Here is a 15,449-nt window from a genome sequence, read left to right on the forward strand (position 1 = left end):
CAAACTTTTGAACTCTTTTGTCAACAGGGGCACAACCTCAAACAAATCGCCGACGATTCCGTAATCGGCTACCTGGAAAATCGGCGCCTCCGGGTCTTTGTTGATGGCCACGATGACCTTGGAATTGGACATACCGGCGAGATGCTGGATCGCTCCGGAAATGCCGCAGGCGATGTACAGGTCCGGCGTCACCACCTTGCCGGTCTGCCCGATCTGCAGTCCGTAGTCGCAGTAGCCCGCATCACACGCTCCGCGGGATGCACCGACGGCCGCCCCGAGCACCGCTGCCAGCTCCTCCAGCGGTTGGAAACCTTCGGCGCTTTTTACCCCACGCCCGCCGGAAATGATAATTTTTGCCTCCGACAAGTCTACCTTTCCCGACGTTTTCCGTACGACTTCCTTGACGATGGTGCGGAGGTCTTTGAGCTCGACCTGCAGCGGGATCACTTCGGCGGTCCGTGCCGGATCAGGCTCGCTGATCGCGATGTTGTTGGGACGGATCGTTACGAAGATTTTCCCGTCTGCAAACGCGCGTTTTTGGAACGCCTTGCCGGCGTAGATCGGGCGAACGAAGACTGGTCCAGCCTCTACTGCGGTCACATCGGAAACCAATCCATACCCGAGCCGGGCCGCAACGCGGGGGGCCAGGTCCCGCCCCATCGCTGTGTGCCCGGCGATGATCGCATCGGGAGAAGCTTCCCGGATGACATGTGTGAACGCCTGGCTGTAACCGTCCGGCGTATACTTGGCAAGCTGACCGTCTGCAACCGTGTATACTTTATCGGCGCCGTACTTGGCCAGTTCATCGGCGTATCCGTCTGCAGCGGATCCGATCACGACCGCCGACACTTCGCCGCCTTCAGCAAGCGTCTTCGCCGCCGCCAGGGCTTCAAATGAGACATTGCGCAATTGGCCGTCGCGAACTTCTGCCAGAACAAGTACCTTATTCATCCTAATCCCTCTCCCCTTAGATCACTTTTGCTTCATTGCGGAGCAGCTGCACCAATTCGGCTGCCTGTGCCTGAATGTCGCCCGAGAGAATGCGTCCCGCCTGTTTTTTCGGCGGCAAATACTGATCCACCACTCTCGTTTTGGCCTGCACATCTGCGCCAGATAGCCCCAGATCATCCGCCGACCAGCGCTCCAAAGGCTTTTTCTTGGCTTTCATTATCCCCGGCAGCGACGGATAACGGGGCTCGTTCAAGCCCTGCTGGGCCGTCACCAATACCGGCAGGGAGGTTTCGACGATCTCCAAATCGCCTTCCACATCGCGCTCTACGCGGACGGACGTTCCGTCCACTTCCAGCTTTACTGCTGTCGACACGTGGTTGATGCCCAGTTCTTCCGCCAGGCGCGGACCGCCTTGACCGGCTCCGGAATCGACGGCCATCTGCCCGCCGAGGATGATGTCAAAGCCCAGTTTCTTGGCTGCAGCCGCCAGCACCTTTGCCGTCGTAAACTCGTCGCCGAACAAGGTCTCGTCATCCACCAGAACCGCTTTGTCTGCCCCCATCGCCAAAGCCGTGCGCAAAGCGCTTTCTGCGCGATCAGGACCGAGCGACAGCACAGTCACTTCGCCGCCGTGCGCTTCCTTTAGCTTGATCGCTTCTTCCACAGCGTACTCGTCGTAGGGATTGATAATAAATTCTACGCCGTCTTCGCTGATTTCGCCGTTGTTGATCACGATTTTCTCTTCCGTATCAAACGTCTGTTTCAGAACAACCAGAATGTTCATCCCGTTTTCCTCCCCTATCGATCTGAAAATTGCGGCTTGCGCTTCTCGAGAAAAGCGGCAACTCCTTCTTTCATGTCCTCCGTTTCAAACGCTTCGCCAAACAGGGCAGCTTCCTTGGCAAGTCCCTGCCCAAAGCCCTCGGCAAAGCCGGTGTGAATCGCCGAAAGAGCAAGCCGAATGGCCACTTTGCCCTTTTCGGCAATCTTTTGCGCCAGCTCTCTCGCCTGGCTGAGCAGCTCTTCTTGCGGATAGACTTCATCCACCAAACCGATTCTCTTGGCCTCTTCTCCGGTGACCATTCGGGATGTGAGGATCAGCTCGGTCGCTCTGCCTCGGCCAACCAATCGGGGCAGACGCTGCGTTCCTCCATATCCGGGGATGATTCCTAAGTTCAGCTCGGGAAGTCCCAGCTTTGCGTCCGTTGCTGCCAAGCGGATGTGACAAGCCATCGCCAGCTCCAGGCCGCCTCCCAGGCAAGCCCCGTTTACTGCCGCTATGACCGGTTTGGGAAAGGCTTCGATCCGGTTGAACAATCCCTGACCCGCTGCTGCCATGGCAGCAGCTTCGGCTCCGCTGATCCCGGCGAACTCCTTGATATCCGCTCCGGCGACAAAAAAGCGGCCCTCGCCGGTCAGGATGACAACCTTTACATCGTCATTTTGCTCCAGAGCTGTCAGTGCCGCATTCAGCTCTTCCAGGACAGTACGATTCAGCGCATTGGCTGGCGGATGGTCGATCGACAGCGTCGCTATGCGGGTTTCCACTGCTACCTTCAGATTGGTAAACGACATGCTACTACCATCTCCTTTGTATTCAATACCGAGCGGACGCTCAGTTCAATCGTTACCAGAATATTGACAAGTTTATTGTAACAGACACCCACTTCCGGAAAAAGCGTTTTCTTTGATTCACTCCGCGCGGCGCTTCAATCCATGCAGGATGGCGTCATGGATCGGGCCTGCCTGTGCGGTCAGATCGTATTTGCACTTTTTCATCACCCATGCCGTAGCCGCCTGATCCAGCGTGCCGAAGATGACCTGCCGGGCGATCCTGACGTCTGTCCACGGGTGAAACACTCCCTGCTCGATGCCCTGGGAGACAATCTCGTCGATCAGGTGAAAGTAACTTTTCAAGACCTCGCCGATGCCCTGGCTTACCACAGGGTTGGACTGGCGCAGCTCAATCTGTGTCACGACCGCCATCTCCGGATCCCGCGCCAACTGGCCCAGATGAGCCTGGAGCAGCACGTACAATTTTTCCTCGACGGCGGCGGTCTGGTGAATCTGGCGTCGGCAGCTTTCAATAAACTGTCCCATCTTTTCGTTGAAAACAGAGATGAGAATATCGTCTTTGTTCGTGAAGTAAAGGTAAATCGTCCCGTCCGCTACGTTGGCTTCCCTGGCGATCAGCGAAACCCGGGCGTTGTGGTACCCGTAACGGGAGATGACCCGAACGGCGGCATCGATAATCGCTTGATACTTTTCCCCTGTTTTTTTGGCCATGGAAACCTCCGCACAAAAATTCAACGGATTATTCTAAACTGAATGATTATTCATTCACATTCCAGTCTATTACACGAACCGCCCGACTGTCAATGTTGTCTGCGTCCGGATGGCGTCACAGATTCGACTGGGTGTGCGGTTGATCGGACTGGCGCATTTGCGCCTCCTCCTGAAGCTGCCTGCGGAGAACCTTGCCGACAAACGTCTTTGGCAGTTCACGGCGAAATTCATACACATGGGGCACCTTGAAAGCGGCCAATCGCTTGCGGCAAAATCCGTCCAGCTCATCTGCGGTGACCTGTTCCCCCTGTTTTAACACGATGTAGGCTTTGACCGTTTCCCCCCGGTATGGATCGGGCACGCCAATGACTGCCGCTTCCATGACGGCAGGGTGCTCAAACAGGACCTCCTCCACCTCGCGTGGGTAAATATTGAAGCCTCCGGCAATAATCAGATCTTTTTTCCGGTCGACTACGTAAAAGAAGCCTTCTTGATCCATGTAACCCATATCGCCTGTCAGCAGCCAGCCGCTGCGCAAAACGGCGGCGGTGTCATCCGGTCGCTTCCAGTAACCGCGCATAACCTGCGGGCCCCGAACGGCCAACTCGCCAATCTCGCCGTAAGGCAGCTCTTCACCTGTCACTGGATCGACAATCCGGCAGTCCGTATCCGGCCAGGGAACTCCGATGCTGCCGGATTTACGCCGCCCCCAGATGTGATTGGAGTGGGTTACCGGCGAGGTTTCCGTCATTCCGTAGCCTTCCACCAGCCTGCCGCCAGTCAACAGCTCAAACTGCTGCTGGACGTCGCGCGGCAGAGCGGCGGAACCGCTCACGCACGCTTCAATCGAGGACAGGTCGTATTTATGCAGCTCGGGATGGTTGATCAGGGCGATGTACATCGTCGGCGCTCCCGGAAAAAGGCTTGGTTTTTCCCGGTGAATCAGTTCCAGGATCTGCTTTGCTTCAAAGCGGGGAACGAGCAGAATTTCCGCCGCCAGTTTCACCCCGAGGTTCATGACTGCCGTCATCCCGTAGACGTGAAACAACGGAAGGGCTCCGACGATCTTTTCCTGTCCGGGATGCATTTTGTACATCACTTTTTCCGATTGGACGGCATTGACGATCAGGTTTTTGTGGGTCAGCATGACTCCCTTTGGCACGCCGGTCGTTCCGCCCGTGTACTGCAGAAGAGCCAGGTCCTCATCCGGGTCGATCTCAACGTGAACGGGCGAGGCCGAACTTTCCGCCAAGAGATGCGTAAACCGTTCCACCTCATGCGTAAAGCTGATTCTCTGGCGCTCTCCCTTGCTTCGCTGGACAAGCGGATAAAGCATCTTCTTGAACATCGGCAAAAAATCGCCAATACTCGTCAGGATCACATGTTTTAACTGAGTCTGCGGCTGTACCTGCCGGATTCTGTGATACAGCGTGTCGAGCGCTACAATGACAGTGGCACCCGAATCGCTCAGGTGGTAGCCGAGTTCGCGCTCCGTGTACAGCGGATTGGTCTGCACTACGACGGCTCCGGCAAACAGCACAGCGTAATAGGCGATCACCGTCTGCGGGCAGTTGGGCAGCATGATGGCGACGCGGTCCCCTTTTTTGACTCCACGCTTGATCAAGGCATGGGCAAACTGATAGCAGTAATGCAGCAGTTCGGAATAAGTGATGCGTTTCCCCATAAAAAACAGGGCGTAATTCGCGGGGTACTTTACCGCCGACTGCTCCAGGAAGTGCGTCAAAGGAACGCGCGGGTATGCAATTGACGCAGGAACCTCCGGCGGATAACTGGCAATCCAAGGCTTGGCATTTGACATGGGCAAATCCTCCAATCCTTTGAATGTCACTCCGCTCCATCCTAACTCTCCTGCCTACATTGTATGCCAACACAACCGACTTTTCAAATAATACGGTAAAGTCTGAAGATTGACCTCAAGCGGACAAAAAAGCGGTGGGGGCGCATTCAGCGGGCCAGTTCCTCGGCGAAACGGCTGCGAATCCGCTCCCGCTCCTTTTTCGATATAAAGTAATACCAGCCTAATGTCCCGTGACGCCAGATGCGCCCGTCCGTTCCCTTCAACGTCTCCATCTCCAGCTCGTTCTGTCGGGAATCGTAATACGTAAACAAAAGGGAGGCCAATTCTGCCTCGGTCAGATCTGTTTTTACATGCTTGCCGAGAATATCCATCAGTTTAAAAGACTTGAAAAACGCTTGTGCCGTATTCCCTTTTTGGGCGAGAGCCCGAATCAGCTCTTGCTGCCGCAAGATCCGTTCGAAGTCGCCGTCATCCGGACCGATGTCGCTCCTGCGGTACCTTGCGTAGTCAAGTGCCTGTTTCCCATTGAGCGTTTGGATACCGGGAGAGAAGTTGATGTACGTGTCGTCGGTCGGGTCGGTGTACTTCATACGCTTTTTTACGTTCACTTGTACGCCGCCGAGTTCATCGATCAACTTCCTGAATCCTTCAAAGTCAATGGCCATGTAGCGGTCAATCTTCAAGTCAAAAAAGTTTTCCAACGACTTTTTTACCAAAGCCGTTCCGCCAAAAGCCATCGCGTGATTAACCTTGTCATACCCTTTGTCGGGCAGATTCATAAAGCTGTCCCGGGGAATGGAGAGCAGGTAGGCACGCTGCTTTTTGGGATGGACAGCGGCGAGGATCATCGTGTCAGAGCGGGCCCGCTCTCCATCCCGGCTGTCTGTGCCGATCAGCAGTAGGGTGAATGGCTTAAGCGGCCCCGGCTTGGCGATCGGGGCAGCCGGGACAGCCGGAGCGGCGATATTGGGCTGAATCGGCTGATCTGTCGGCAGCACGGCCTCGATCTTCTGCGGAGACTGGTCCTTGACCGGCAGCGGTTGATACCACTCTCTGGTCATTTTACGCAGGTGATAACCGGAATAGATCGCAAATCCGACCCCAACCAACAAGAAAAATAGCACGACTAAGCCAAGAAGGCGTTTACCACGAATAGAAGATGACGGCATTCAACTTGTTCTCCTCCATGTTTCGCCAGGATGGGGGCAGTTCATGTATATCTTTGCCTTGTTATGGGGAGGGTATTCGTTTTAAAATGAGGGGATGGGAGTTACAGAAATGGAGGGCGCGCTCTGATGTTTGACGAATTTTTCTACCGTCGCCGTAAAAATAAGGGGATGTTTTATCTGGCGGTCGGCTTTATTGCCGCAGCGGCCATACTCGTCACTGTCGGGATTGTGTATCTTTGGTAGATTGCTTTACTTCCCCGTCTTTTTTCTATTATACTTTAGGATGTGTGTGCCTGCCTCTGGTTACGTTTGGATAGAAAGAAGGTTCTCTCATGCCGCGAATTCTCATCTCCGGCTATTACGGGTTTAATAATGCCGGGGACGATGTTGTACTATACGGGATTATCAGCTCGCTTAGACGGGAACAACCGAATATTTCGCTGTCCGTTCTGTCTAACCAGCCGGCGCGTACGACGTCTTTATTTGGGATTCCGGCCTACAATCGCTGGCGGCTCTCTACTATTGTACGTCAGTTAAAGCAAAGCGACCTTCTCGTCATGGGCGGGGGCACCTTGATGCAGGACGTCACCAGCCCGCGAAGCGTCCTTTACTATCTCGGAATCGTCAGCATCGCCAAAATGCTGGGCAAGCCGGTCGTCTTTTACGCCCAGGGATTTGGGCCCATTCTCAAATCGTTCAGCCGTTTTATGATCAAACAGGTCGTCAATCACGTCAACGTCATTACCGTCCGGGATTATGAATCGGGTGAAGACTTTAAGGCCTGCGGCGTGACAAAAGCACCGATTTACGTGACAGCGGACCCGGCTTTGATGATTCAACCGGAGGACATCTCGACCCAGCGCGGACAAGAGCTCCTTGGCCGGCTGTTTTCTGATCTGCGGCGGCCCCTGGTCGCATTTTCGGTCCGCAACTGGAAGCAGGAAGAGCGGTTCAAGCAGGTGATTGCCAAGGCAGCCGACTTTTTCGCCTCCCGGGGCTGGAACGTGCTGTTCTTGCCGATGCACTATCCGAGCGATCTGGCTCCATCTCATGAGATCATCAGTTTCATGAAAGAACCCGGCGCCAAGCTGTTGGAGATGCCGGTGCCGTTTCACGATATTATGAGTGTCTTAAAGCATTGTGACTACGTAGTCGGCATGCGCCTGCACTCGCTGATTCTCGCTTGTGTCTTTCAGGTGCCGTTTACGGGCATATCCTACGATCCCAAGATCGACCGCTTTGTCGAGCGGGCGGGCATGCCGTCTGCCGGCCATATTCGCGAGCTGAAGGCCGATTCGCTGCTGGCCTTGCTGCAAGAGCGGACAGGCCGTTTGGAAGAAGAGCGGCAAATCGTTGCGGAGCGTTCCAGGATGCTGGCCCGTGAAGCGATGAAGAGCAGCGAGCTCGTGCTGCAGGCACTGGCGGGTCGCAAATAGCGTGACTACTGCATTATGGAGGAGGAACAATTGTGTCTTTTGCTTCCAACCTGCTGATTCGTCTCAATCGGCTGTTTCCGCTGCCTGTCCATCCGTTCAACCTTGCCAATGACGGAAAGATGAGTTATACGGAGTGGCAGTTTGTCAAAGGCGGGCAAACGATTCAGTTCTTTCTCCCCTTTCATACGCAGGAACAGATGTTTCAGGGTAAAACCGTCCTTGATATCGGCTGCGGCGGCGGCGGAAAGACGTGCTACTACGCCACTTTCCGGCCGAATAAGATCATCGGCATCGACATCGTCGAGCACTATGCCGAAGAGGGAAATGCGTTTGCCCGGCAAAAAAATCTGGCTGACATCGCCTCTTTCATGACGGCTGATGCTTCTGCCATGCCGTTTGCCGACGAGACATTTGACACCATCATCATGAATGACGCGATGGAACACGTCGATCAACCGGAAAAGACTCTCGCCGAGTGCTTCCGCGTCCTGAAGCCCGGCGGACATCTCTACATCAACTTTCCTCCCTACTACCACCCGTATGGCGCCCACCTCTCCGACGCGATTGGAATTCCCTGGGTTCATTCGCTCTTCTCCGAACGAACCTTGATCGATTCTTATAAGCGGTTGGTAGCAGACCTGCCTGACGGCCAGGACCGGGTGCGTTTTCGCATCAGCAAAAACGACCGCGGGGAAGAGTACTTTTCCTATATCAACCGCATGACCATCGCCCGGTTCCGGCGAATCCAGCAGGGTGTACCCCATCCTGCGGTCTATCAAAAGGAGATTCCGCTGCGCCAGGTGGTATCCGGGCTGGCCAAACTGCCCGGGCTGCGCGAGTACTTCGTCAAAATGGTCGTCTGCGTCTACCAAAAGGACGGGAGACAGGGATAGGGAAAACCGAATCAGCCTTGCATAGAAACAAGCTGGCCCGATACACCCATCGGCGCCAGCTTGTTTTCTGCGCTTTTATTTGTAGTAGGCAGTGCTGAGCGAAGCGACAAAACCGCCGCCGGTAACGATGCCGATAAACTCAAAAGACCCGAGCTTTTCAGTGCTCGGGTCTCGCCGGCTTTTATTTTTGCTGCCCTCTCAGCCTCTTCGGCAAACGGGCCAGCACCCTGCCCAGCAGTTCTGCGAGCAGCGGCTCTTTTACCAGGTACAAAACGGCCGCATATACAACGGCACCGACCGCCGTGAAGAAGGTAAACGAAACGAGGGCGTGCGAGAAGTGGACAACCTGCTCCAGCTTGGACAGGACCACTGCCATCACGGCCACGCCGATCAGCGTCTTCCCCGCTGTCTGGTACAGATCCCTGCCGACAAACCCGCCGATCTTCCGGCGCAGCGCCACCCCCAGCAGGATGACATTGACAAACGCGGAGAGCGACATCGCCAGGGCAATCCCTCCGTGGTCAAGATAAGGCACCAGCAAGAGGCCGAGACAGATGTAGATGGCTACGTTAATCCCGGCGTATGCCACCGGGGTTTTGGTGTTCTCCAATGCGTAAAACGTGCGGGTGAACAAGTCCCGCGCCGCCGTCGCAAACAGCCCGACCCCGTAGAAGATTAAAGCCCAGTACGTTAACTGCGTGTCATCCGGACCGAACTGATTTTTTTGGTACAGCAGCTCGATCAGCGGCTTTCCCACCAGAAACAGGCCGACCGTAACCGGCACCATCAGGACGGCGAGATACCTGAGCCCGAGGCTCAGAATCCGCTTCAGCTCCGGCAGGTTATGCCGCTTCACGTGTTCCGACAAGAGCGGGAACAGCGGCACCGTCACCGCTCCGACCACCATCATCGGCAGTTGGATAATCGTCATGGCGTAAGCGAGTGCGGAGATTTTCTCGTTGCCGAGGCCGGAGGCGATGATTTTTTCAAAGAAAACCGTCACCTGCCCCAGGATGATCGCGATAAAAATGGGAAACAGCCGCTCCCCCATGCTGCGCAGAGCAGGATCGCCCCGCCAGTGAAAATTCCATCGGAACGAATAGTTCAACCTACGAAGCGGCGGCAGCACAGTGGCTGCCGCAAGGATAAATCCGATCGTCGTACTGATGGCAAGACCGGTAGGGCCGAGCCACGGCACCAAGACGACAAAACCGAGAATGGTCGCAGCGGAATTGACCACCGTGCTCAGCGTCGAGGCAAAAAAACGGTCATGGGCGTTTAACATCGTCGACCAGAGGCTGAGCAGGGCGATAAAAAAACGGACGGCCACATCCAGGCAAGCTGGGTTGAGACGATCCCCTTCGCCTCCGCATCCCAGCCGGGAACCAGCAGGCTGGTGACGGCGTCGGTTCCGAGCCAGCCCAACAGACTGATGGCTCCGCCAACGATCACGGTCAAAGTCAGCATTTTGCTGTACAGTTCCCGGCCCCGCCCCTCGTTGTTCGACGCCATAATCCCCTTCATCGTCGGGATAAACAGGGAGTTGATGACGGTCGGAAAGACGATAAACAGCGTCATGGGAATGGCTGCAGCGGTGTAGTAAGCCCCCGCCTCTGTGCTTGTGCCGTACGCCGAGGAGACGAACATATTGCGGACAAACCCTAGTGCCCGCCCGATCAGCGTAACCACAAACACCATCGCGACAATTCGCTGAAAACGGCTCATGGCTGGGTCCCCACAAGCCGGTACTGGTCAATGATCTGGCCGGCATAATCAGGCAGCGGATGTTCCTCCAGCGAAACGGCGATATCCCCGGAAAGGACGCCTGTCACTTTCTCCAGCAGGTCGTCCAGGTCCCGCTTTTTGTAGACGACCACCTGGGGCGGCCACTTGGCGGCGTTGCTGGCGACCACCGGAACGCCTGCCTGCAGCGCCTCAAAAACAGATATCCCGAAGCTCTCACTGTTCGTCCCGCGAATGAACAGGTCCGATTTGCGCAGGATCGTCTGGTACTCGCGCGGCGACTCCAGGAACAAGAAGTGTCTTTCCAACCCCTTTTCCGCCAGCTCCCGTTTCAGTTTGGCGTAGTAACCCTGATCCACGACATGGGTGACGCAGTAGACGATCCGTACCCCGGGATCGGATGCCGCCATTTTTTCACAAAGAGAAATCAGCAAGTCCGTACCGTACAGGTCTTCTCCCTGATAGAAGTTGCCGATGGCGCCATTTGACAGAATCAGGCGATTGTGGTCATCGCCGAGAAAGCGCCTGACCACCTCGGGCAGCTCGGAGACGGCAGAAGCGGTTTTCGCGGGAATAAACGGCGGAATATAATGGATTTTCTTAGGGTTGATTCCATAAGACGCCAACTGTTCCACAAACTCTCTATTGACGACGATAAATCCGCTTGCCAAGAGTCCGGTCAATTTGACCATCAGCCGCTTCAGGCCGGATGGCGGTCCCCCCTCCTCCCGCATGTTGTGCACGGTAAACAAGACCCGTTTTCCGCGCAGGCGCAAGAGCGAGAGCAGAAAGCGAACCTGCCAGCGCAGAAAATGTACGTGAACGACTTTCTCCTTGCACGTAAACAGGTACTTCAGCGCCCATGTCTCAAGCTTGCCCGTGTGGACGACTTCACGGTTTTTCTCACCCTGGGTATTGTCGTAGAGGGTAAAAGCGATTCCCCGCTCGTCCAGTGCGTCACACAGCCGTTCGATATGCACGGAGATCCCCCCGACCGGCGGGGGGTAGACCCCTATGATCGCTAATTTAGACTGTTCCATCCTTGTTTCTCCCCAGTCGAAGCATCATCTCAATGCTGCCAATCAGCGCAGTGACGATCCAAAACGCCATCATCACCCGGTAGTCATGCCAGATATCCTCATTCAGCCCGGCGACGCCGATCCCGGTTATGCTGGCAAACAATGCGATCCCCAAGGTTGCCTGGCGTCCGCCAAGCCGATTGGCCGAGATCGTGTAGCTTTCCTTCAGCAGGCGGTAGAACAGGTACAGCAGGGCCGCGATGCCGAGAATCCCGCCGTTGACAAACGCCTGAATCCAGATATTGTGCAAGTGAAAAATGTTTACTCCGGGAATCTCGTAATCGGCATAGACCCTAAAGAGCGTGCTTGGATCGCTTCCGATCCCTGTCAGCCAGTAATCGCGGATGATCGCGAACGCTGCCGTCCACATCTTGAAGCGGTAATCGCCCGAGGTGTCTTCCGTCGGGTTGACGATCGTCGCCAGCCGGTCCATGATGACCTGCGGGATCAGGTTGAAAGCCGCTGCGACCAGCACCAGGATCAAGCCGTACAAGATCAGCTTGCGATCGGTCTTCAACAAGAGCAGCAGCATCGCGAACGCGAACGCCACCCAGGCCCCGCGCGAATAGGTGAGCACGAGGGCAAGCGCCGTTACCGCGAACAGGCCGCAGAGCAAAATCTTGTGCTTGAACGCCTTGACGTAGTAAATCAGGGCGAAGCACAGCGGCAAAACCAGCACCAGGTACTCGGCAAACACGTTGGGGTTGCCGAAGACAGCGTATATCCGCGTACCCAAAAGCGGATTGGTCTTCACGTCTACCCACTTCGGCGGCGTGTGTCCGATCAACAGGTACTGCGCCAGACCGTACAGGGCGAGCACCGCCCCGGACACGACAAAGCAGAGCAGGAAGCGGTACAGTACCGTGCGCGAATCGATGAACATCATCAGCACGGCCAAGAGCACCAGGCTGGGCAGATAGTACAGCACGTAGTCCTGCATGCTCTCCCGCAAATTGACCGAAGTGACAGCCGTAATCCCCACAGCGAGCACAAAGAAGGCAGCCGCCAGGAAGACTTTGCTCTTTACTACGTTCATCAGCCGTTCCTTGTCGATCCCCTCCATCAGCAGCAGGAAGATCAGCACCAACAGGAAAAAGATGATCGGCCGAAAAGTCAAAAATGGATAACTCAGCGCGAAGAGGTAGAGTGCGTATTCTTTTTTGTACAGTCCGGCCAAGTAGAACCCCGCGTACAGGGTTAACTCGATAGCCATTTGGCTGAACCCCTGGGCGACGCCAAAGGCCAGCAAGACGGCCGCCGGCAATAGTGTTTTCCAGTTAAGCATCGGTTTACTCCTCGTCTTCATCGTGTTTCCACAAGTCAATACAGGTGCGAATCGGCCAGCTGCCGGTCAGCCATTCCTCTTTGCCGTAAATGCGCACTGCGAACAGAAAGACTGCGATCACGGCTGAAGCGAACGCGAAGAACAGGGAAAAGTAGAATGAGTTAATAAACAGCCGGGCGATCAGATGAATCAGTCCCGCGAGAAAAAAGACGAGCGCTGCATACACCAAAAACGGACAGGCAAGCAGCTTGTCCTGCAACCGCTTCTGCCACGAAGCCTGTATCATCCGCTGAAGGAAGTCAAACATCAACTCGTCCCCCCCTGTTTGTCCTGGATTCCCAGCACTCTGGTCTTGAACGATCCGTGATTCGTGTAGATGGGGAAGTACTGGTTCAGCTCAACCAAACCGTTGTTTACAAGGGTGTTGCCGTATGGAGACTTGGACGCCGTCGCTTCAATCGTAAAGTAGACGTCGTACATGGAAGGCACCTCGGCGTTTTTGGCCTCGCCCGTATTGCGGTCAAACACAGTCGCCATGGCGGGTCTTACCTCGACCTCCACGATCTTGCCGAATATCTGGGTCAGCTCTCCCTTTTTGTACACGTTATCTCCTTTTATGATTGCAGCAGCCTCAAAGTCGCGCACGCCCTCCGCCCTGACGCTGACAAGCGTCTGTCTGGGACCCTCGCCGAGCTTGGAGCGAATCGCGAACTTTTCTGCCGTCAGCCAGACGACGGCGAGCGCCAGCAGTACAAGAAACACCGACCGCCACAGGCTGGTCCGTTTAGCCGTTTTCATTCCTCGTCGCCCCTTATTGTTCAACCACTTTCGAGATGACGCTGTTCATGGTAAAACTGCTGCTTTTGATCTTGAATTCGTTTCCGACCAGCAGCGGCGTATTGCCGGCCATCAAAATCCCGTTTGTCAGCTTGGCCGTGCCTTCCACTTCGATATAGACGCTGTACTTATCGGGAATCTTGCTGATCACTGTCCGGCCGTCCGCTGTCGCTACGAGGTTGATCGCATCGTTTTTCTTGATGCTCACAATCGTGCCGATCACATCATTGCCGTCGAGGGTCCGGACAAAGTCGCCTTCCTTCATGTTTTCTACCTGGAACGGGTAAAGCGCGTTTCCGTAAAACTCCACCGTCACCTTTTTGGATTCGGCGGGCAGGATTGCCAGCTCCCCGCCCTTGTTAAGCTTGTACACGCCAAATGCAATCGCCGCCAAAACAACTAGAATTAGTAAAAAATCAATTAGATTGATTTTTCCGAAGAGACGTCCCCGATTATCGATGAGACTCATCGAATTTTCCTCCTTTAAACCTGCTATCTCCAAGTTTTCATAGAAACTCACCTGTATACCATACCATATTTAACGTGCAAAGAAAATTGCTAGGATCGACCGGTCAGCTCGTCCATCAACGCCGCCAACTGCCGGGCCTGTTCCCGCCGTTCGTACGGTCTGACCCGCTCGGCAAAATCGGCCTGGCGCTGCTCGCCGCCCGCTTTCGCATCGCCCGTCCGCCCCGCCTTCCACTCTTCATAGAGCTTCAGATAGGCTTCTTTGACTGCCGCTTTATCTGTCGGATCGGCTATTTGGCCCAGCTGGAATTGCTGGATGATGCCGGTCGCCTCCCCCTCCATGTTGAGGGCGAGAATCGGCTTTCCGACGCCCATGTATTCAAACAGCTTGCCGGGGATGTACGCGCCGGCATCCGCTGAGACATCGCCGATCAGCAGCAGGACATCGGCTCCTTTCATCATTCCCAGGGCCTCTTGATGCGGCAGATTGCCCAGCACCCGAACGACATCCTGCAGGCCCAATTCCGCCACACAATCGGCGTTTTCCGAATAGCCGGGATAGTCGAATACGCCGGCAAAGGAGAGCTGAATCTCATCCTGCCTTACCCGCCCTTCATCGATCAGTTCTCTGATCGCCTGAAGCAGCAGGCGCGGGTTGCGCTTCTGATAGAAGATCCCGGCATAGACGGCGTGAAATTTGCCGGGAGCCACCCGCTGCGGCTGCAATCCGGCGAAGTCAGCCCGGTCAAAGCCGTTGTAGATCAGCTCCAGGCGGCGAATCACACGGCCGTACTTGCTGCGGAAATTTTGGGCAAACGCGGCAGTTACCGTCGTCACTGCATCTGCCCTCGACAGCACCTTCGCTTCCATGCGCTCCTCCAGCCGGTCTCGCCAGCCAATGCCGGAACGGTGCATGTTTTGCGTCCACGGGTCGCGGAAATCGACTACCCACTTGCAGCCGAACTCCTTGACCAGCGTCTGGGCGACGAGGTGATCCGTCACCGGACCTGAGGTCGAAAAAATCACGTCAATTTTTTCTTGTTTCATGATCTGCCGCCCCAGTTTTACCGCAGCCGGATACCACAAAATGTTGTCGTCCGGGATAAGCAGGTAGGGCTTGGCCCGTTTTAACAGCGAAATTACCCGCCGTTTCAGCCGCGATGCGAGCGAAGGGCGCCGGGGTGTCTGGCCGCCCGCCGCATTGCCGCCGCTCCCTGCCGGCACCGGCCGGGGAAGCAAGGGAATTTCCTTCGCGCGATGAACGCTGACTTCGCTTGGCACCTCGTCCAAAAGGGATGTGTCCAGAGTTGCGTGGTAAATCGGATCGACGGTTAGCACGTGCACCTTCCAGCCAAAGTCGCCAAGGTATTTGGCCATTTTTAAGGGCCGGGGAACGCCGCCTCCGCCGATGGGAGGAAAGCCGTAACATATCATGAGCACTGATTTTTGGTCTGATTTTGTCATTTTCGAATAACCTCTTAGG

General features: G+C 55.5%; 14 protein-coding genes and 1 pseudogene. 2 read left to right on the forward strand and 13 right to left on the reverse strand.

Annotated features, from left to right (window positions below):
* From HGBM_RS06300 to HGBM_RS06325, 6 genes are all read right to left on the reverse strand, one after another.
* Positions 1-951 (reverse strand): electron transfer flavoprotein subunit alpha/FixB family protein (locus tag HGBM_RS06300; RefSeq protein ID WP_019120241.1); only part of this gene is annotated, 951 nt, incomplete at its 3' end.
* 16 nt (positions 952-967) lie between these two features.
* The gene (locus tag HGBM_RS06305; RefSeq protein WP_019120242.1) at positions 968-1,735 is read right to left on the reverse strand and encodes an electron transfer flavoprotein subunit beta/FixA family protein; all 768 of its coding nucleotides are present in this window, start codon (positions 1,733-1,735) and stop codon (positions 968-970) included.
* A 14-nt stretch (positions 1,736-1,749) separates the two neighbouring features.
* A complete protein-coding gene (locus HGBM_RS06310) occupies positions 1,750-2,526 on the reverse strand; it encodes an enoyl-CoA hydratase (RefSeq protein ID WP_019120243.1) in 777 nt (258 codons plus the stop codon).
* 117 nt (positions 2,527-2,643) lie between these two features.
* On the reverse strand, positions 2,644-3,237 hold the full coding sequence (locus tag HGBM_RS06315) for a fatty acid metabolism transcriptional regulator FadR (protein ID WP_019120244.1): 594 nt from the start codon (positions 3,235-3,237) through the stop codon (positions 2,644-2,646).
* 115 nt (positions 3,238-3,352) lie between these two features.
* The gene (locus tag HGBM_RS06320) at positions 3,353-5,056 is read right to left on the reverse strand and encodes a long-chain-fatty-acid--CoA ligase (protein WP_019120245.1); all 1,704 of its coding nucleotides are present in this window, start codon (positions 5,054-5,056) and stop codon (positions 3,353-3,355) included.
* 146 nt (positions 5,057-5,202) lie between these two features.
* Complete coding sequence (locus HGBM_RS06325; RefSeq protein ID WP_019120246.1) at positions 5,203-6,225, reverse strand: LCP family protein; 1,023 nt, start codon at positions 6,223-6,225, stop codon at positions 5,203-5,205.
* Between the two features lie 332 nt (positions 6,226-6,557).
* On the opposite strand from HGBM_RS06325, the gene csaB reads away from it, so the two are divergent.
* Together csaB and HGBM_RS06340 are read left to right on the forward strand one after the other, a co-directional pair.
* Entirely contained in the window at positions 6,558-7,661 is a 1,104-nt protein-coding gene (gene csaB / locus HGBM_RS06335) for a polysaccharide pyruvyl transferase CsaB (RefSeq protein WP_019120248.1), read from the forward strand.
* Between the two features lie 32 nt (positions 7,662-7,693).
* A complete protein-coding gene (locus HGBM_RS06340) occupies positions 7,694-8,554 on the forward strand; it encodes a class I SAM-dependent methyltransferase (RefSeq protein ID WP_019120249.1) in 861 nt (286 codons plus the stop codon).
* 181 nt (positions 8,555-8,735) lie between these two features.
* On the opposite strand, the pseudogene murJ reads toward HGBM_RS06340, so the two are convergent.
* The 7 genes and pseudogenes from murJ to HGBM_RS06375 form a co-directional block, all read right to left on the reverse strand.
* Positions 8,736-10,279 (reverse strand): annotated as a pseudogene (murJ, locus tag HGBM_RS26790) (murein biosynthesis integral membrane protein MurJ).
* A complete protein-coding gene (locus HGBM_RS28840) occupies positions 10,276-11,337 on the reverse strand; it encodes a glycosyltransferase family 4 protein (protein ID WP_019120251.1) in 1,062 nt (353 codons plus the stop codon). Before HGBM_RS28840 ends, murJ begins: the two are co-directional and overlap by 4 nt.
* Positions 11,324-12,661 carry an O-antigen ligase family protein gene (locus HGBM_RS06355; RefSeq protein ID WP_019120252.1) on the reverse strand — a complete coding sequence of 446 codons (1,338 nt, stop codon included), beginning with the start codon at positions 12,659-12,661 and terminating at the stop codon, positions 11,324-11,326. Before HGBM_RS06355 ends, HGBM_RS28840 begins: the two co-directional genes overlap by 14 nt.
* Before the next feature lie 4 nt (positions 12,662-12,665).
* Positions 12,666-12,968 carry a hypothetical protein gene (locus HGBM_RS06360; RefSeq protein WP_019120253.1) on the reverse strand — a complete coding sequence of 101 codons (303 nt, stop codon included), beginning with the start codon at positions 12,966-12,968 and terminating at the stop codon, positions 12,666-12,668.
* On the reverse strand, positions 12,968-13,459 hold the full coding sequence (locus HGBM_RS06365; RefSeq protein WP_019120254.1) for a DUF4330 family protein: 492 nt from the start codon (positions 13,457-13,459) through the stop codon (positions 12,968-12,970). The genes HGBM_RS06360 and HGBM_RS06365 overlap by 1 nt, the downstream gene beginning before the upstream one ends.
* A 13-nt stretch (positions 13,460-13,472) precedes the next feature.
* On the reverse strand, positions 13,473-13,967 hold the full coding sequence (locus HGBM_RS06370) for a DUF4330 domain-containing protein (RefSeq protein WP_019120255.1): 495 nt from the start codon (positions 13,965-13,967) through the stop codon (positions 13,473-13,475).
* 89 nt (positions 13,968-14,056) lie between these two features.
* Positions 14,057-15,430 carry a glycosyltransferase family 4 protein gene (locus HGBM_RS06375; RefSeq protein WP_019120256.1) on the reverse strand — a complete coding sequence of 458 codons (1,374 nt, stop codon included), beginning with the start codon at positions 15,428-15,430 and terminating at the stop codon, positions 14,057-14,059.
* Positions 15,431-15,449: the final 19 nt, after the last annotated feature.

The organism is Brevibacillus massiliensis, from assembly GCF_000311785.1.
GTDB classification, from domain to species: Bacteria; Bacillota; Bacilli; order Brevibacillales; family Brevibacillaceae; genus Brevibacillus_C; species Brevibacillus_C massiliensis.